Annotated in this window: 13 protein-coding genes; 4 read left to right on the forward strand and 9 right to left on the reverse strand. The window is 69.1% G+C overall.

Going from position 1 to position 17,725, the window contains the following annotated elements:
* The first annotated feature begins 118 nt into the window (after nt 1-118).
* From ACIG87_RS26650 to ACIG87_RS26660, 3 genes are all read left to right on the forward strand, one after another.
* Nucleotides 119-643, forward strand: a complete 525-nt coding sequence (locus ACIG87_RS26650; protein ID WP_396854172.1) for an AAA family ATPase — start codon at nt 119-121, stop codon at nt 641-643.
* A gap of 1,057 nt (nt 644-1,700) precedes the next feature.
* Complete coding sequence (locus ACIG87_RS26655; protein WP_396854143.1) at nt 1,701-3,365, forward strand: hypothetical protein; 1,665 nt, start codon at nt 1,701-1,703, stop codon at nt 3,363-3,365.
* A gap of 133 nt (nt 3,366-3,498) precedes the next feature.
* Nucleotides 3,499-4,218 (forward strand): TIGR02391 family protein, encoded by a 720-nt coding sequence (locus ACIG87_RS26660; RefSeq protein WP_396854145.1) that lies wholly within the window; start codon nt 3,499-3,501, stop codon nt 4,216-4,218.
* A gap of 204 nt (nt 4,219-4,422) precedes the next feature.
* On the opposite strand, the gene ACIG87_RS26665 is transcribed toward ACIG87_RS26660, so the two are convergent.
* From ACIG87_RS26665 to fxlM, 9 genes are all read right to left on the reverse strand, one after another.
* Nucleotides 4,423-6,627 (reverse strand): tetratricopeptide repeat protein, encoded by a 2,205-nt coding sequence (locus ACIG87_RS26665; RefSeq protein ID WP_396854147.1) that lies wholly within the window; start codon nt 6,625-6,627, stop codon nt 4,423-4,425.
* Between the two features lie 237 nt (nt 6,628-6,864).
* Nucleotides 6,865-7,329, reverse strand: coding sequence for an NUDIX domain-containing protein (locus tag ACIG87_RS26670; protein WP_396854149.1), 465 nt, complete (start codon nt 7,327-7,329; stop codon nt 6,865-6,867).
* A gap of 510 nt (nt 7,330-7,839) precedes the next feature.
* The gene (locus ACIG87_RS26675) at nt 7,840-8,382 is read right to left on the reverse strand and encodes a hypothetical protein (RefSeq protein WP_396854151.1); all 543 of its coding nucleotides are present in this window, start codon (nt 8,380-8,382) and stop codon (nt 7,840-7,842) included.
* A gap of 186 nt (nt 8,383-8,568) precedes the next feature.
* Complete coding sequence (locus ACIG87_RS26680) at nt 8,569-9,717, reverse strand: hypothetical protein (protein WP_396854152.1); 1,149 nt, start codon at nt 9,715-9,717, stop codon at nt 8,569-8,571.
* Nucleotides 9,717-10,607: a thiopeptide-type bacteriocin biosynthesis protein gene (locus ACIG87_RS26685; protein ID WP_396854154.1), complete on the reverse strand. Its 891-nt coding sequence runs from the start codon at nt 10,605-10,607 to the stop codon at nt 9,717-9,719. Before ACIG87_RS26685 ends, ACIG87_RS26680 begins: the two co-directional genes overlap by 1 nt.
* 55 nt (nt 10,608-10,662) lie before the next feature.
* Nucleotides 10,663-11,838 carry a lanthionine synthetase C family protein gene (locus ACIG87_RS26690; RefSeq protein WP_396854156.1) on the reverse strand — a complete coding sequence of 392 codons (1,176 nt, stop codon included), beginning with the start codon at nt 11,836-11,838 and terminating at the stop codon, nt 10,663-10,665.
* A 50-nt stretch (nt 11,839-11,888) separates the two neighbouring features.
* Entirely contained in the window at nt 11,889-14,930 is a 3,042-nt protein-coding gene (locus tag ACIG87_RS26695) for a lantibiotic dehydratase (protein ID WP_396854157.1), read from the reverse strand.
* A gap of 75 nt (nt 14,931-15,005) precedes the next feature.
* A complete protein-coding gene (locus tag ACIG87_RS26700) occupies nt 15,006-15,200 on the reverse strand; it encodes an FxLD family lanthipeptide (protein WP_189041652.1) in 195 nt (64 codons plus the stop codon).
* 70 nt (nt 15,201-15,270) lie between these two features.
* A complete protein-coding gene (gene fxlM / locus ACIG87_RS26705; protein WP_396854158.1) occupies nt 15,271-16,449 on the reverse strand; it encodes a methyltransferase, FxLD system in 1,179 nt (392 codons plus the stop codon).
* Between the two features lie 593 nt (nt 16,450-17,042).
* Here fxlM and ACIG87_RS26710 point away from each other — a divergent pair.
* Nucleotides 17,043-17,525, forward strand: coding sequence for an NUDIX hydrolase (locus ACIG87_RS26710; RefSeq protein ID WP_396854160.1), 483 nt, complete (start codon nt 17,043-17,045; stop codon nt 17,523-17,525).
* Nucleotides 17,526-17,725 lie beyond the last annotated feature (200 nt).

A 17,725-nucleotide genomic window follows, 5' to 3' on the forward strand; every position in this document is an offset into this window, starting at 1 on the left:
CCGCGCCAGTTTACAAACCCCGCAACCGGCTGCTGGCACATTACGCCGCGCCGCCGATAACGTTAAAGAGGCGAACATTCAAACCAACGGGAGAGACAAGTCCGTGCGGGTGATCTGGGTGAACGGCGCGTTCGGCGCGGGGAAGACGACATTGGCGCAGCAGCTGATCGCGGACGATCCCCAGCTGCTGCTCTTCGACGCCGAACTTCCTGGTTTCATGCTCCGGGAGATCGTGCCGCTACCGCCCAGCGGGGACTTCCAGGACCTGCGGGTATGGCGACGCAGCGTCGTGGGCACGGCGGTCGCACTCGCGCAGGAGTACCAGCGGACACTGGTCGTCCCGATGACCGTCGTTGTGTGGCCCTACCTCGATGAGATCCTCGCCGGGCTGCGTACCTGTGGCATGGACGTCGCGCACTACTTCATCACTGTTCCGACCGACGTGATTCGCCGACGGATCGAGGCGCAGTCGTTGTGGCCACAGGACCCAGCCCGGGACGCGCAGGTCCGCGCATGGCGGCTGGCCCAGGTGGATCGGTGTGCCCAAGCGGCTCAGAATCTGCCGGACGGCACCATCATCCTCGACGGAACGCTGCCCGTGGAGCAACTAGCGGCAAGGGTGACTGGCGCAGCCCGTGGCTGACGCACGAGGTCCATCGCACAAGGACTCGCTCTTCCTCGCCTACGAGGTGGGACGGATGGAGCTCTACCCAACAACGCCACCATCACGACAGGATGGTCTGCCCCGCGACCGTTGATCCAGGACTGCAGAAGGGCCGATCCCGCCGTGGCCGACGAGATCCGCGCCGCAGCACGGTTCCCGTTGCAACCAATCCCCAGCCCGTATGGGGTCAACCAGCATCTCTCTGGAACCGTGGGGCTGGTGGACGCTGGCCGTGGTGAGGCACCGGTCGTTACCGTGGACACGCGAGAGCATGCTGACGAGGGAGAACCATGGATCCGGTAACGGCGGGTGTTCTGGCGGCTACGGTAATTCCCCTGGCCAGTGGGGCAGCGGGTGAGGCGGGTAGGCAGGCATGGAGCTCGCTGCTCGCCGTGGTCCGCAGACGGTTCGGAGGCGACGCACCCGCGATTGAAGGCGCGGTGGCAGTCGGTGACACTGTGGACATCGAGTCGGTCGTGGGCGAGATCGTCCGTCTCGCGGAGCACGATGCCGAGTTCGCCCAGTGGCTTGGGGATTGGACGACGGATGCCGCGCCCTTGGCGCGAGGGCACAACGCAGTGACGAACACGGTCGGCGGGCAGGCGGAGATTAGCGGCGGGCTCGTTCAGGCTCACACCATCAACGGTCCCCTAACCTTCGGTGGTACACCCCCTGCACCAAGAGCCCATTGATCGATAAAGCCGCAATGCTGTCCGGTCGATCGAGCAATCGTGCTCCAAACAGACGCCTTCGGGGTGTCAATACGCCTCGCAACACCACGTAAAGGATGGTCTCGGCGGGCATGCACGATAGTTATCAGTCTGCTACATCTTCATTCCAAATAATGGTATTAGATAGTGCATAGTTACCAGGTCGCCAATAATGGCCGGGAGCCGGGAGCCGGGAGCCGGGAGCCGGGAGCCGGGAGCCGGGAGCCGGGAGCCGGGAGCCGGGAGCCGGGAGCCGGGAGCCGGGAGCCGGGTAGCAGAACTCTGCTCATCGGGTCACTATGGACCGATGTCCCCCCGCTCGGTGGTTGGCCATCGTGCCGGGTGAGCTGGGTGTCCGGGTACCGGTGGGGTCGGACGCTCAGCGGTGGGCGACGGTGTCGAGCGCCCGGATCGTGTTGGCGGTAGGCCGGACGGTGACGTCGACGGTTCGTTTGCTGGAGGTCTTGGACCTGTTCCGGGACGACGTGCGTGTTCAGGTCGTCTTCGCGGTGGATCCGGGTTCGGTCTTTGGTGATGGCGTACGCGAGTTGCTGGTGTCGGTCGGGGCGAAGACCGTCTCGTGGGACCGCGTGGCGACTGTCGGCGCCGACTTGGTGGTGACGGCGAGCGAGAACGTGGAGCTTGCCGGGGTGGTGGCTCCGATGGTGGTTCTTCCCCATGGGGTGGGGTTCCACAAGCTGGTCCCTGGCCGCGATGGTGGCGTCCGCGTCTCGGGTGTGGTCCCGGACCGGATGGCTAGGCGGGATGACGTCGTAATGGTGGTGTCGCATCCGGGGCAGATCGCGCAGTTGAAGCAGGTGTCGCCGCTGGCGGCGGACCGGGCTGTGGTGGCCGGTGACCTCACGTACGACCGGTTCGTGGCGAGCGCGCGGTGGCGGGATCGCTATCGGCGGAGCATGGGGGTTGAGAACGGCCGGCGGTTGGTGGTGTTGTCCTCGACATGGCGGAGTCAGTCTTTGTGGGGGCAGTGGCGGAACCTGCCGGAGCAGGTGCTCGCTGCCTTGCCGTCAGACGAGTACCAGGTGGCCATGATCCTGCATCCGAACGTGTGGTTCGGGCACGGTCCGTGGCAGGTCCGGACGTGGCTGGCGCGGGCGCGGGAGGCCGGGCTGATGGTGGTGCCGCCGACCGCCGGTTGGCAGGCAGCGGTGGTCGCCGCGGATGTGGTGGTGGGCGACCACGGATCGGTGACATTCTATGCGGCAGCCAGTGGCGCGCCGATCCTGTTGGGTGCTTTCGGAGACGAGGCAGTTCCCGCGACGGCGATGGCCGAGTTGGGGCGTCTCGCTGACCGGCTGGATCCGGGGCAGTCGATACGATCGCAACTCGATGCCGCCATAGCCGAGCACCGGCCGGGCCGTCTCGCGGCCCTGACCGGGGAGGCGTTCGCTCTGGTGGGGCAGGCCAGCGCAACGTTGCGGGACCTGCTGTACGAGCGGTTGAATCTTCCTGCCCTTCCCGGGGCGGCGGCGGTGCGCGCCTGGCCGGTCCCGGTCCCGGAGCGCTCGCCTGTCGCCTCGTTTGTCGTCTACACCACGGTGGACGCCGCAGCGGTGGTGGTGCGCCGGTATCCGGCGGCGGTCGAGCCGTACCCGGAGGATGAGACGGATCGGGTGCTGCGGCACCGGGCGGTCTACGACGACGAGGCGGACCTGCGGTCGGTGGAGAACGCCTCGGTCATCGTGCGACGCGACACCTGCGACGAGGCAACCGCCACGGCTTGGGCCATCGCCGAGTTGGACAGGAATCCAGGCGTCCGGCTCACCGCGGCTTCATCTGGTCACACGTGTGTCGCCGTGCTAGACGATCGCCGCCGGGTCACCGCGACGTCCGAAGAGTTCCATGATCCGATGCTGCCGGCAGCGGCCATCTACACCCTCCTACGCCTCGAAACACTGCGCGACGGCGAGGTCATGGTTCGTATTGGAGGCAGGCAGACGTCCTTCGTACTGCGTGTAGAAACGACCTGACGAATGTAGCCCGGACGCGCTCCGGGAGCGCCTCGGTCGAAACTGGGGCGATCCGTGACGTGCCCGGGGTGTCCGGAATGGTGGTGCCGGTGCGCTGAGGGCTGGTGTCACCGGGTGGAAGTAGGCTCCCGCCATGCGTCCTGTGGTTGCCATCCAGGAGTTGACCAAGCTGAAGGCGGAGGCCGAGGCCTCCGATGGTTTCGTCCGTCAGCCTGGGGAGTTCGAGTCCTGGAAGGGGCGGGTGCGCGGGATTCTGGTCCGAGCGTTGGGCGTTAGCAACAACCTCGTCGACCGTTTCGACAAGGTTCGGTACACACTCGGCCTGGTGACGGATCGGACGCCGCAGTCGTCGTTCGATAATGCCCGACGGCGGGGCATGACACGAGCACTTGGTCTGGTCGACGCCGCCGTGTATGAGCTTGGCTTGGTCAGTGGCGACGAGCCGGTGGACGAGCACGCGTATGACCCTGAACTTTGGGCGCACGTAAAGACCCTGGTGGACGACGAGCAGTGGGCGATGGTGGCCAGCCAGACCGCGATTTTCGTGGAGAACCAGATCCGCAGCTGGGCCGGTAACCCGCAGGGACGCGACGGCAACCTCGTCGGCAAAGCCCTCTACACCGATGTGTTCGGGGACGCGAGCGACTACCGGCTCGGCCGGCAGGCCAGTGAACGCGAAGGCTGGCGGGCACTCGGCGTCGGCTTCGCTCAGGCATTGAGTAACGTCGACCGGCACCGGATACAGCGGCGCGATGACGCCAAGCGCTACGCCCTCGGCGTGCTCGGCCTGGGAAGCCTGCTACTGACGCAGTTGCGTCACGAACATGGCGACATCCTCAAGGCCGACGCCTGATCGGCTAGTCGACAACCCTGCCGGCGTACCGCTTCGCCCACACATGCACCCGCAGCTCGATCGATGCCAACTGGCCCGGCTGTTTCGTACACAAGCGGACCTCGCGGTCAGTGAAAAGCAGGACCCGTTCGGTCAGATCATCAGAAGCAGGCCGACGAGTAACCACCTGAGCTGCAGCATGCGGCCAAGCCGGAACGGGCCTGTTCAGGAGTTCCCTGGGTCGGATTGAAGGGCAAGCCTGGCTCGTAGCTCGTCCGCACGGGGGTCACGGGTCCCGTCCAGAATCTGCACGGCCCGGGTAAGTGACCGTCGGGCGGTTTCCCAGTCGCCGAGCCGTTGCGCGACGGCGGCCAGTGTTTCGAGCGCCTGCGCCTCGTAGTGCGAGGCACCTCGGGCCGCCAGTACCCGCACAGCTTCTGCCAGCGTCTCGACGGCCTGCGCGTCGCGGCCCAGTCGCGCGTAGGAGGCGCCAAGGCTCGCTAGGACTCGTGCGGACATCCGTACATCGCCGATCTCACGCAGCTCGTCCAGCGCCCGTTGCAGCGGCGTGAGCGCCTGCTCGTGCTGGCCCGCCGCATCGAGCGAGCAGCCGAGGAAGTAGGTCGCCAAAGCCGCGCCGCGCCGTCCGTCCGGGCCGCCTGCCCACTGATTAGCCTCAATGGATCGCTGGTAGGCGGCGACGGCCTGCTGCGGGTCGACCTTGTCGAGGTAGCGGCCCCGGAACTCCCACACCGAGGCCAGCAACACCGGGTTGCCGCATCGTTCGGCCAGCGTTAGCGCCAGGTCCAACTCGTCCCGAGCCCGGTCGAGCTGATGGAGGTCCAGCAGCCCTCGGGAGGCCATCGTCCGCATCCGCGCCTCGACATCCACCCGGCCGAGATGCTGCGCGGCCAGAGCGCCGAGACCACACACGTCGACCATGTCAAGCGGACGTCGATCGTTGAGGTACAGGGCGGTCAACGCCTCGGCCAACTGCCACACCCGCTCCGACCACCCCCGATCCGCGCACAGCCGCAGGACCGCCATCAGGCTGGCCCGCTCCCGGGACAACCACCCCTGCGCCGCAGCCGCCTCGCTGGAGGCGAATGGGTCGACCGTCTCGGCGAGGAGCCACCCAAGGTCGGCAAGTCGGAACCGTGAACCCATCACGGCCCGATCGGCGAACACGGCCCGCACCAGGTAGAAGTCCGCCAACGCCCGCAGCGCCGGCTCCGCTGTCTGCGATGACTCATCGGCCCGTCCGCGTTCGGCGGCGTGCCGACCCACCAGGCCAAAAAGCCTGCACCGGCTCTGCGGCAACTCCTCAACCAGATTTGCCGCCCGCAGCGCGGCCACCGCTGCCCGCGCTCGCGACACAGGAACGCCGAGTAGCGCGGCGGCCACCTCGGCGTCGAACTCAAGACCCGATACCAGGCCCACCAGCCGATACACGCGTGCCGCGTCGTCCGGCAGCGCCTGATAAGCGGCGGTGAACACCATCGAGACCCCGGACCGGCCGTCCAACGACAACGCGTCCAACCCATCGCGCAACTCCGCGACGAACTCCGCCACGCTCAACGTCGGCTCTATCACCAGCCGCGCCGCCGCTACCCGCAACGCGATCGGCAAGCCAGCGCACAACTCGACCAACTCGCTCACCAACGTGGGGTCCTCACCGAGACGATCCACGCCACAGACCGCGACGAGCACTTCCCGGGCGCTCACCTCATCCAGAGGATCGATCATCACCAGCTCCGCGCCATCCAGTTGCAGCTCACCGACCCGATGCGCGCTCGTCGCTACCACGGCACTGCCGGGCGCCTTCGGTAGCAGCGTACGGACCTGTCGAGGCTCGGTCACGTCATCAAGGACCACCAATATCGGACGCTCCGCCGTACAGGTCCGGAACAGGTTCACCCGCTCGGCGGCCCCTGCGGGAAGGTGGCTGCCGTCCACACCCAGATCACGCAGACAACCAGCGAGCGCCTCGGCCACCGCAGCCTCACCACCCACCTCCGACCGCAGTGCCGTGAAGTCGACGAACAACTCACCGCCTGGGAACCGGGCCCCCACCCGCTCCGCGATCCGCCGGGCCAACGCCGTCTTACCCACCCCAGGAAGCCCACTGAGCACCGAGATCCGTACCGGCGGCACACCGCCCTCCGCAGGAAGGCCAAGATCGTCCAACCGTCCTAACTCCCGGACACGATTGACGAATAACCGATCCGCCGCTGGGACCTGCCGAGGCACCCGCACCACCCGAGGCGGCACCGGCGGCAGCGACACGATCACGTCACCGACCTGATGCCCCACCTGCACCACCGCGCCGGCAACCCCGGACCCGGAGAACTCGTTCGACACCGACGACGGCCCTGGAACCTGACCACCCGCGCTGACACCGCGACTGTTGGCCTCCTCGGCACCGTCCACGCCCACTCCGATCGGTCCCGCCACGACAAGTTTCCGACCGCCTGTCGCAATTGAACCTCACCTTACGCGACCTGACAGCACCTAACCGCAAGGTCGCCAGGCAGATCGGCGACCACCAACACCGAGATCGCGCTTCGGGGCCGGCATGCCACCGGGGATGTGGAGGTCGTCGGCGATGCGTTCGACCGTGTCGATGCCGGCAGACCGGCGTCATTCTGCCCCCGGTGACGGCGACGATCACCGAGGTGCCACAGGCCCCCAGCCGTCCAGGGCGAGGGGGACGCCCTCGTTGAAGGCTTGAACGCACGCCGCGGTGTACGGGTAGGTGTTCGCGGGCAGGCGGACTGTCGGGAACCATTTGATTTCTGCGCATTTGTGTGGTTCGACGTTTATGGGCTGGCCGTGTTTGTGGGGGTTGTGCGCAGCGGTGAAGACGAGACCGACGCGGCCGCGGCCGGAGGGGTTGCGGTGGTGCACGGTGGTGACGAGCCGAAGTTCGTCCGGGGAGAGCCGTAGGTCGATCTCTTCGCGGGCCTCGCGGATCACGGCGCTGATCGCGTCCTCGTCGGGTTCGAGTTTCCCGCTGGGTAAGTTCCATTGCCCGTCGGCGTAGCCGGTGCCGGCGCGTAGCGCGAGGAGTACCTGGTCGGCGTCGGTGAGGAGCAGGAGTACGTCAACTGGGTGTGTCGGTGGTGCGCTCACCCTGGCGGAGAATAGCGGGCTGGTCAGCCCCGAGCGGGTCGACCCGCCGGGCGATCCAGTCGAGTCGTTGGGCGGGTCGAGGCCGCCCGGGGACATCCACCAGTGCTGGCCCGACCCCGGCGTGGGCTCGACGGACCGCCTCGACCCTTTGGTCCTGAAGGTGGTGATTGCATGGAAGCTGGGTGTTCGAGCCAGCCGACCGTTCCGGCGAGTCGACCGGCCAGCGTTCTGGCAGCAAGGATTACAGGCGCAGCCCGGAGCTGACACCTTAAGGTCCATCGCGCAGGCGTTGTCGAGCCGGGGCCGTCATCAGCGACCCTGCACTCCGGGGATGGCGCGACGTTCATGAAGTCGGCCCTCGCTTGGACTACGTCTCGGTGCCGCCTCGTTGACCGAACCGGACCTGCGTAGATCTCCGTGTTTGTTGGGACGGCTTCCTGCAAGGAGCCGAGCGCGTGCAGGGCAGAAGCGGTCACCCGTGCTGTTCTCTCCCCGGCGGCCATCGTCGTGTCAGTGGTGCTGCTTGCCGAGTCCGGGTAGACCGCCCGTGACCGTACGCACCGAGCTGCCGCGTTGGCGAGCCCGATCGCGCCGGTCGGCCTGCTCCGGGTCGGGTAGGTTGCCCAGCGGTTGCGATGGTGTGCCGAGTCGGGTCCTGCGGGCCTTCTTGCGTGCCCGGCTGATGGTCAGCGCACACCGGCCGCACTCGTTGATGCCAGTCGGTCGGGCAGCCAGCAGCTCGTACGCCGCCGTCGGAATGGCCAGTCCGCACATGAACGCGGCTGGGTCGTCTGGGTCGGGCCGGTGTGCGATCGGCTGGTCGTCGCGGAGTTGGACAGCCCAGCCGGTATGCCACCGGTCCGGTTGCGGCGTTGGCGTTGTCGGCGAGCGGGCACCCCGGGCCAGGATCGCGCAGGGGCGGCACTCGTCCATTTCAGCCGGCCGTCGGCGCTGCAGCGCCGACGGGTCGGCCACCAGTTCGCCGCACATCGTGTAGCCAGGGAACCCGGCCAGCGGGCGGTGTAACTGGCCCTGCGGGTGCCCAGCATCCACGATTGGGATCCAGCCCGAACTCCAACCGCCCATTCTCTACCGTCCCCACGCCCAACGTCGATGCCTCAGCATCCCCTACCGCCACGACCCACGGCCACGTCACTGGCAAAGCTGAGGCGGTAACAGCTCTATCCACTGGTCAGGTGCCAGCATTCCGTAGTGGGGCTGGCCTATGGTTTGGTCCCGTTACAAGGAATGACTCGCCGGACGGCTTCTCGCGTCGTCCGCGTCCGGGAGCCGTCCAGTCTCGGTCGGTGTTTCACGGATGACGGCTTCGGCGGCTTCCAGGGCGCCGACGAGGTCGACCAGCAAGGGTTCGGGTATGCCGCCGGCACCCAGGCCGCAGGCGGTGACTTGGTCGGTGAGTTGTTCGGCTTGTCGCTGGTTGAGGATGGCACGGCATCCGGGGTGGGCGAGGACGTCCCGGGCGGCGTAGCCGTCGCTGCGGGCTCGTTCGATGAGGTCGGCGACGATGGGCTGTGCGGCAGGCTGCTCGACGCCGCCGAGCGCGTCGACGAGGCACATTCCGAGGCGGGTGTGGAACACGACGAGGCCGGCCGCCGCGGTGTCCAGCCTCTGGTAGGCGGCCACGGCGTGTCGTTGAGTGGTGCTCATGGTGGCCGCTGGCTGGCACAGCAGGGTCAGGGCTGCGGTGACGGCGTGTTCCCACGGTTCGCCTGGCGCGGTGTCACGTAGTAGTTCCAGGGCGCGGGTGCGTTTGCCGGTGGTGGCATGGGCGATGACGGCGATCTGTCGGCCGTCGAGCATGCGTCGGCCGATGCCGTTGTGTTGTTGGAGCCGGTGGTAGGCGTCGTCCCAACGGCCGGCCGTGGCGAGAGCGTGTGCGCCGCTGGACAGCAGGACTGTCCAGAGCCATTGGCGGAGTTCGCGGTGGGTGGTGGGGCCGGGGGTGAGGCGTGCGGCGGGGATGAGGATGCCATCGATGGTGATGTCGGTGCGGGATGCGACGGCGCGGTAGAGGGCTTCGAGGAGTTTCCACGCTCCGGTGCCGTCGCCGACGCGGGTGCGTAGACGGGCGAGGTTGATGATGGGTTCGAGGCTGTGACTTGCTGTTCGGAAGTCGGGCGCGGGGTGGGCGAGCGCGGAGCGGGCGAGCCGTGTCGACCATTGGTGGGCCAGGTCGGGTCGTCCGCAGTCTGATGCGAGCAGCGCGGCGAGGTTGATCACGGCGGTCGCGGTGGCGGGGTCGTGGTCGCGGGTGGCGGCGGCAGCGCGGTGGGTCAGGTCGGCGACCCGTTGGGGCAGTGGGGTGCAGGCGGGTCGGGGTCGGGCGACGAGGGGGAATCTGCGGGCTTGCGCCCCGGTTGGGTCCATCAGCTACCGCTTCCCGCCCTGGCCGTGGTAGCCGTCGCGGCGTGCGAGTGCTGGTTGGTGGCGTGTGCGCCCGGTGGGGTGGTGGGTTCTGGGCCGAAGATGGCGGTGGCGGCGTGGGTGGCGAGGACAGCCTGGGTGGTCGCGGGAAGGCCGATCCGGTTCATCGCGAAGATGACGTGGTGGGCGAGGACGTCGCGCAGCCCGCGGTGGAGGTCGCCGGTGTCGGCGAGATGGGCCAGGTCGCGGCCGGCGGTGGTGAAGGCGGCGGCCCAGTCCGCCCCTATCAGGTGTGGCCGGGCCGGGTGGGTGAGACTGCTCGCGTCGGTGCTCATGAGCCGGCGCAGCGCTGCTTGGAGAGCCAGGGTCTTGTCTGGGCTGGGTGTGTCGGGTGGGGGGCGGTGGTGGGCGACCTTGAACCAGACGTCGCCTTGTTCGTACCAGTCGAGGCCGGCCCCGCGCAGCAGGGTGCTGGCGAGCAGGATCGCGATCTCGCGGCGTCGACGGGTGGCGGGCTCTGTTGCGGTGGTGGCGAGGTAGCCGAGTACGTGTTGGCTGTCGGCGTGCCACAGTCGGTGGGCGACCGCCATCGCGTGGTCGCCGCCGAAGGCGCGGGTTTCGGGTTCGTAGACGACCTCGACGGCGCGGGTGATGTGCCGTTCACGGATGAGGGCGTCGAGGTGGCTGAAGAGGTGCTCCCGTGCTGCTGTGGTCGCGTTGCTGGGGAGGTAACGCAGCCGCCACTGGGGTGTCTTGCGGATGAAGAACCAGCCGGTGATGTGCCTGTCGGCTTCCGCTTGCATGAGCATGGGGGCGAGGTGGGTGGTGGCGGTGTGCTCGGCCTGGTCCGGATCGGGCAGCTCGATGGTGATCTGGAGCCACGGTGACGGCATCATGGCGTTCCTTCGAGGGTCGGGTGGTGGGGGCCGGTGTGCGGGTCGGGTGGTGTCAGGCGAGCAGGAGGGCCGCGTCCCATCCGGACATGGGTGGGGTGCCGGTGCCGACGGCGTGCAGCGCGAGGACGGCGCCGGTAGCGCCGTCCATGAGTTCCGGGTCGGTCATCGGCTCGCTCAGTAGCTGGGCGGCGAGGTGGCTGGCCAGGTCGGGTAGTTCACCGGCCAGGGCGGGGCTGCGGGCGTCGACCGCCATGCGGAATGCGGCGTGGAGCAGGCCGGCTTTGCCGTGGCACAGGCCGATCTCGGGGAGGAGGTCCGGTCGGGCCGGGTCACGCAGCGCGGCCAGGACCCCGCGTTCGGCGACTGCCTGCCGGCGGGCGTCGCCGAGAGCGATGCCAGCCAGTTGTTGGGCCCGTGCGGTGCCGGCGATGCCGTAGCACCAGGAGGGCCGTGGACGGTGCGACGGTGCGAGGCGGCCGGTGTGGTCGATGGTGAGGTAGCCGGGCCACCACGGGCCAAGGTGGTCGTCTTGGCGCCATTGGTCGGTCCAGGAGCAGAGGCGGGCGAGAGCGTCGTGCAGGCCGGTGGTGGTCAGGTCGTGAAGGACGGCGAGGGAGAGCAGCGCGATGACGGCGCTGATGCCGTGGGCGACTCCCAGGTTCCCGTGCCCGTGCGGATGGTCGGGGTCGGGTTCGCCGGACAGACCGACCTGCATCCACCACGGTGGCAGTTCGGTGGCATCGCGCTGGCCGGGCAGAGGGCGGGTGAGGCGGATCAGGTAGGCGAGCACGTCGCGGGTGACGGGGTGGCCGGGGTGGCGGTGCAGGTGGTAGACGCCGAGTCCGGTCAGGCCGTGGATCAGGTCGAACTCGCGCATCGGCAGCGGATCACCGCGGTCGATGCGGGTGTGAGCGGCGGCCAGGCGCGCTCGGGTTAGGGCGATGGTGGTGTCGTCGAGCGCGGCCAGCGCGCGCCGGTAGCGGGTCGTGCCGGTGGCGTGCAGGGCGAGGCCGACTGCGGGTGCGCCGTGGAACAGGTTGGCGTTGCCTCCGGTACTGACCGGCTGGGATGTGGCGAGTTTCAGCCAGGTGTGGGCGATGGTGTCGTCGCCGTGGCCGGTGCGGGCTCGTTCGATGTGCAGCAGGGCGATACCGACCGCGCCGCCCGCGAGGGACTGCGGTCTCGCCCGCCCCTCAAATGCGGGTGGGATGGCGTGTGGGTCGGCCAATGCATCAGCGATGGCTGTTGACGCCGCGAGCGCGCTCGGGTGCGTAGGGCTCATTGTTCGTTCCGGGTGCGGGCGGTCCAGCTCAGCGCGGCGGCACGGGCCAGGTGCAGGCAGGCCCGTTCGCTGTCCAGGTCGGGGCCGATCATGCGGGTGTGGTGCAGGTGCAGCAGGTCAGGCAGCACGCTGTCCACAGCGGCGCCTGCGGTGTGCAGGGTGGCGCGGTAGGTGGTCAACGCCTCGTGGCGCCGCTGCCATGCAGCCCGCAACTCGGTGCCGTCACCGAGGATGTTAAGGCCGGTCTGGTCGGGGTTGGCGAGCGTGATCGTGCGCTGATACACGTCGCGGGGTGGGGCGGATCGCTGCGGGCGGGTGTGGTCGATGAGCCACCGCATGCCGGCGGTGGTGTTACCGATCAGGGCGGTCGTGAGGTGCAGCAGGCTCGCTGCGGTCACCGCACGAACATCGGATGCCCGTCCACGGTCGATGGCAGCCAACTGGGTGACGGCGGCTGCGGAGTCGGCGGCGAAGACCCCGGCGGCGGCAGCGTCGGCGGTGGGACCGCCGAAGCGGCCGGTCTCCGGGTAGTCGGTGTCAACCTGCACGCGGGCGATCAGGCCGACGCGGCGCAGGCCATGTGTCCACTCGGCGAGTGTGGCGAGGTTCGCGTTGCCGGTCAGCCGCAGCCGTAGGTGCGCATCGGGGTCGCCGTAGCGCAGAAACCACCATCGTGTCTGTGGGTCGAGCTTGCGGAGCAAGGACGGGAGGTGTCGGGTGAGGATTGGTGTCTGTCGGTCGGGATGGCCGTACAGCTTGACGAAGAGGTGTTCACCGACGCCGGGGAGGTGCCCGTGTTCGCGGACGTCGACCACGGGTGCGGTGGCAAGCGCGTGTGGTGGTGATGCCGGGTGGATTGTGGCGGCCAGGGGGACGACGATCTCGTGGGCGTGCCCGCCGATCCAGCCGGCTGTGTCAGGCGGGGGCGCGGTGCGCAGTACGGCGGTCGGGGTACGGCGCAGGTGGTCGCGCAGCAGGGCCTGATGCGCCGGCTTGGCGAGGTCCAGCCGGATGCGCTGGTCGCTGTCGCCGAGGTACACCCCCGGTGGGCAGCCGGTGGTGTCACGCCAGGATGCCAGTGCCCGGCTCCACTCCCGCCAGCTCACCGCAGGGGCGGGCAGGGCATTGGCTGGTAGTAGCCAGCGTGCCGGTGACAGGATGGTCCGTTGGTAGCGCAGGGCGGGCAGGAACGGCAGACCGCTCGCAGCGCCCCAGTCGAAGCCGTCACACGGTGCCGTGAAGGCAGTGGGGGCCTCGGTGAGGAAACGCACGATCGGCAGGGTGTAGTGCACCTGTTCGACCGCGTTGAGCACGATCGGCTCCACCACCCGCCGCCGGGAGACCGACACCAGGTAGACCCGGTCAGCATCAGCGGTGACCGCGATGTCATCCAGCGCGATCCGGTCGGGCGCGTTGTCGTGGTACTCCCCGAGCGAGAGGTGGTGCGGCATCACGTGGGGGGCGCGGGCCACGTCTTCGGTGACCGTGTAGAGGGCCGCCGCCGACACCTGCACTTGCAACGCGCCACGGGTCACCTGAGGTAGCGCCGCGTACTCGCCGGTCATTCGCTTCCGGTCCGCAGGGTCGAGCAGGTCGAGAAACCGGCCGGTGACAGTGCCGGCATTGCGGGACACGCCGACCACCTCCAGCTGAAACTCGCCCCGGTCGAGGTCCCGGGTGGTACGGGCATGCACGGTGACGGTCAGCTCGGTGCTCGGCTGGACAGATACGACGGGTGCGCCACCGGTGAGGTCGGCGATGGCGGCGTCATCGAGCACGACCTCACGCTCGCGTCGCAGCGCCGCGTCCTGGGCGAGGGCCATCAGCTTCCGATCCCGCGCGGTCAGGGCCGGCGGCGGCGCGGGGGTAGCGCCGCGGTAACCGGCGGGGTATCCCAGGCCGAGATCGGCGTCCACCGCGTCACGGACCGGCACGATCGCATGGGGTCCGTAACGCTCGAGGAAACGGCGGTGCCACGCCGTCCACCCCCCACGGCCGGCAGCGGCGAGACGCACCAAGGCGCCGGCTGCGCTCGCCGCCTCTACCGCTACCACCTCGGGAACACGCACGTCGGCGTCCAGCCGCAGGTCCATCGCGACCGGCGGCTCGTCGGCGGGGTGCAGACCCGTCATCGTCTCGGCCAGTCGCGCACCAGGCGCCGCGGTGTCCGACACGGCCCGTTCGGAGAGGGTGCGCAGCACGGCGAGCGTCGCACGCGCCTGGGCGAGCGCGCTGTCGCCGGGGGTGCCGGCGTCGGCGTCGGCCACCGCCTGCTGAAGGCCGGCGGTGACGCCGGACAGTGGGTCGGTGCAGGTGGTTGGCGGCCGTAGCGCGGTCAGCAGGAGACGTTGCGACACCATCCGCGCGAGCAGCGCATGTACCACCCCGACGGGGGCGCCGTGGTCGGCGGCAAGCACGGCGGCCAGATCCCCCAGTCGAATCGGGTCCGCCGCCGCCGTCAGCGCCGTGAGCACCGGGCCGGTGGCGCGCACGTGCACCTGGGTGGGCCGTTCCCCGGGCTTCTGGTGGGTGCGGTGCTCCAGCACGATCTGCCTGTCGCGGCACGTCAGGAGATTGTTGGCGCGGACCGTCAGGTGCGGCCGAAGCACCGGATCGGCCTCCAGCCCGTCGACCAGGCCCGAAAGCCACGCCGCCCGTACCCGTGGCACCGCCCGGTGCCCGTCACCGAACCGGACGGCGGCGGTGGGGGCCAGACCCGCGGCGGCGATCCCAGCGAACAAGCCGTAGGGCGTCGCCCGCCCACGCATCCGCAACAGGTAACGCAGGACCGACACCACCACCCGCCGCGCCTCACCCTCCCCGACCCGGCCGTCGCACACCGCGCGGACACGGTCGGCGAGCACGGGACTGGCCAGCTCCACCGCCGCCGCGAACCGCGGCGCCGCGAACACCTGCCCCAACCACCACCGCCACGACCCTGCGTCCGGCGCGCCGGTCAGGTCCGGCCACCAGCCGACCAGCCGATCGGGAGGGCAGGGCGTCGCGCGCACCACCAGCGCGTCCAGGTGCCGGTACACACGTCCTCCCCTGCGAACGTGAGGCGCCCGGCCGCGCGGCGAACGTCACGCGACCAGGCGCCCCGGATCTGCGTCTTACTTCGGGCAGCTGGTGCAGGCGGACTGGCAGGTCTTGCCGCACCCGTCGTTCGTCATGTAGATCAGCTTGTCGACGCCCTCGCCGGACTCGACGAAACTGATGTCCAGCTCCCAGTCGTCCGGCCCGAACTCGTCCTTCTTCCCGTCCACCGCCACCGGCGACACGGACGGAGCGATCCGCTCCTCGGTCATGATCGACACGACAGCCTCCTTCGAGGGGGTTGTGATCCACCCGGCGTCCCGGCCGGAACGCCGGTAGCTGTCAACGCCAGGACACCGCGACGACTCCATGGCGCTTCGGCACGTACCAGCCGTCCGGCACGCCCGCGCTGGTGGGCAGGTACTCGATACGGGCGGCCCCGCGACGGCGGAAGTCCGCCGCCCAGCGGCGCAACAGCCCCACATACCGGTCAGCGACCACCTCGGCCTGCGGGCCGTAGGCGTAGACACCGCTCTCCCACCCACCGAGGCCCTCGTTCTCCCGTTTCGTCCGGTACGCGAGACTGCCGCCCTCGACCACGGCGGCCGTGCCGTAGGTCACCGCCGGGGTGAACACGCCCTGGTCCACCAGCTGCCGGCTCGCGTATAGAAAGGGAACGTGGGGTGCGCTGGTCACCACGAACAACTCCAGCTCGTCGGGCATGTCGAACGCCGCCCCGGACCACCGCTCGATCCTCGGCGCGTGCACCGCCTTACGCAGCGCCGGCACGTCGAAGCCCGGATCCGGCCCGTCGATGCGCAGTGTCGCCTCACCGTGGATCGGCACCAGCGTCTCGGAGTACGTGCCCTCGCCCTGCATCGGCACGAACCCTCCGAGGCAGTAGCTGTGACTGACCAGACGCCCTCCGGCCAGGTCGAAGGCGATACAGCGGGACAGGCCGGCGAACCGCAACGGCACCACGATCCGGCCGCGCTCGGACAGCTGGGCGATCCAGGCCGGCGGGATGTCCCACGCCCCGACCGTGACGATGATCCGGTCGTACGGCGCCTGCTCCGGCACACCGTGTTCAGCGTCGGCCTGCACGACCCACACCCGGTCCTCGTAGCCAGCGGCCTGCAGGCAGGCGCGGGCCCGCGCGACGATCTCCGGATCGATGTCCACCGACGTCACCGCCCCCTGCGGGCCGACCAGCTCCGCGATCAGCGCCGCGTTGTACCCACCCGAACCGATCTCCAGAACCCGCATCCCCGGCTCGATCTCGGCCTGCTCCAACATCACCGCCTGGATGTGCGCCGCCGACACCGAACTGAGCGCCTTACCGTCCGGACCAGTCTTCGTCACCAGCGGGGTATTCGAGTCGTACACCACGTCCAGCGGCTCGCCTGGGGCGAACAGGTGACGCGGCACGACCGAGAACGCCGCAGCCACCGCCTGCAACCTGATCGTGTCCTCTCCCAACTCCGCCACCATCGCCGCCCGCAGCGCCACGGGATCCCGCACAACACTCCCACTAGCGGTAGTCATGTCATCACTTCCTGGTTATGTGGTTGGTTGCCGTCGCCAGCCGAAGCCAAGTCAACCTGCAGGCAGCTTCGCGAGAGGTTGCGGAGCCGGCAGCCGTCACGCCGGCCACAGGGCGCACCCTTCGCCGCTCCGAATCCCGGTCTGGCATCCGTGATGCCAGGAACCAGTAGACTCGCCCGACCGCGTGTCGAACACCCTCGACACGAACCTTCGACGCGCGACTCGGCGCTCCCACCCCAAACGAGCAAACGGGAGCTCATCGCACACGCAGAGCCACCTCGTTCACGATCAAAAGCGTCCACCCCGCCGACTCCGAACCCCGGTACTCCGACAGCACAGTCCGGCATGGAGGTCGGGCAGGGCGAAACGCGCCGCGCTGTCGGCGCACACGGTGGATGTCCCGCGACCCGACCGCGCGGTGCGCTCCCCCCATAAGCCGACACCACGGAGGCCGGGCATGGTTGAAGGCTCCTACCGTCGCCGGTAAAGTGCCACGAACGCCCACCGCCCAGCGAACCGCTGATACGCGATGCGGGCACCATCAGCCCGGGCACCGAGGGCAGGCAGTTGTGACTACGAAGCCGACCGTCGCCGCGCTGACGATCATCTCCACCGCTGCTGGTGAGGTGGTGTTCGTCCGGCAGCAGCGCGGCCCGTACGCAGGATGGCTGCTGCTGCCCGGCGGCAAGATCGAGTTCGGAGAGTCAGCGCAGGACGCGGCCCGCCGGGAGACGGTGGAAGAAGCAGGCTTCGAGGCGGGCGAGCTGACACTGACCGGGGTGTACGAGATTCGCGCCGAGAACGGCTCCTACCACTTCGTGATGTTCGCCTTCCACGCCGGCACCGCGACCCAGGTGGCGGCCGGCGGGCATCACGTGGACGGCGTGCTCCAGGCAGCGGTCCACGACGTGCAGCCGCATCCGACGGTGATGCAGATCCTCAACAACGCGGGTGTCGCCCGCTACCCCGTTCGGGACGTTGAGGCAGGACTGCGCCGGGACGGGATCCTTATGCGCGGGCATCTGACCGCATCTGCGGGCACCCCGACTTGACGGGCTCACTGGCCGACCGCCAACGCCGCCACTGACAGGTGTGAGGCGGCCGGTCCGGGTGGCGATCAGGCGGATTGGGGTCTGTCAAACGAACGGCTCTGTCTTAGAGGTTGATTCGAGAGGTTTCGTCCGCCGAGGGTTTGACCGGGGTTTCGGGGGCTACTCGAGGAGCTAACTGGACGGCGGCGATGGGGCGAGGC

It is taken from the genome of Micromonospora sp. NPDC051925 (assembly GCF_044548625.1).
GTDB lineage: Bacteria > Actinomycetota > Actinomycetes > Mycobacteriales > Micromonosporaceae > Micromonospora.

Bases quoted from the DNA above. Each gene is read 5' to 3' on its own strand.
- ACIG87_RS26660 (WP_396854145.1), top strand. From the start codon at position 3,499: ATGCGTCCTGTGGTTGCCATCCAGGAGTTGACCAAGCTGAAGGCGGAG.
- ACIG87_RS26680 (WP_396854152.1), bottom strand. From the start codon at position 9,717: ATGGACCCAACCGGGGCGCAAGCCCGCAGATTCCCCCTCGTCGCCCGA.
- ACIG87_RS26685 (WP_396854154.1), bottom strand. From the start codon at position 10,607: ATGCCGTCACCGTGGCTCCAGATCACCATCGAGCTGCCCGATCCGGAC.
- ACIG87_RS26700 (WP_189041652.1), bottom strand. From the start codon at position 15,200: ATGACCGAGGAGCGGATCGCTCCGTCCGTGTCGCCGGTGGCGGTGGAC.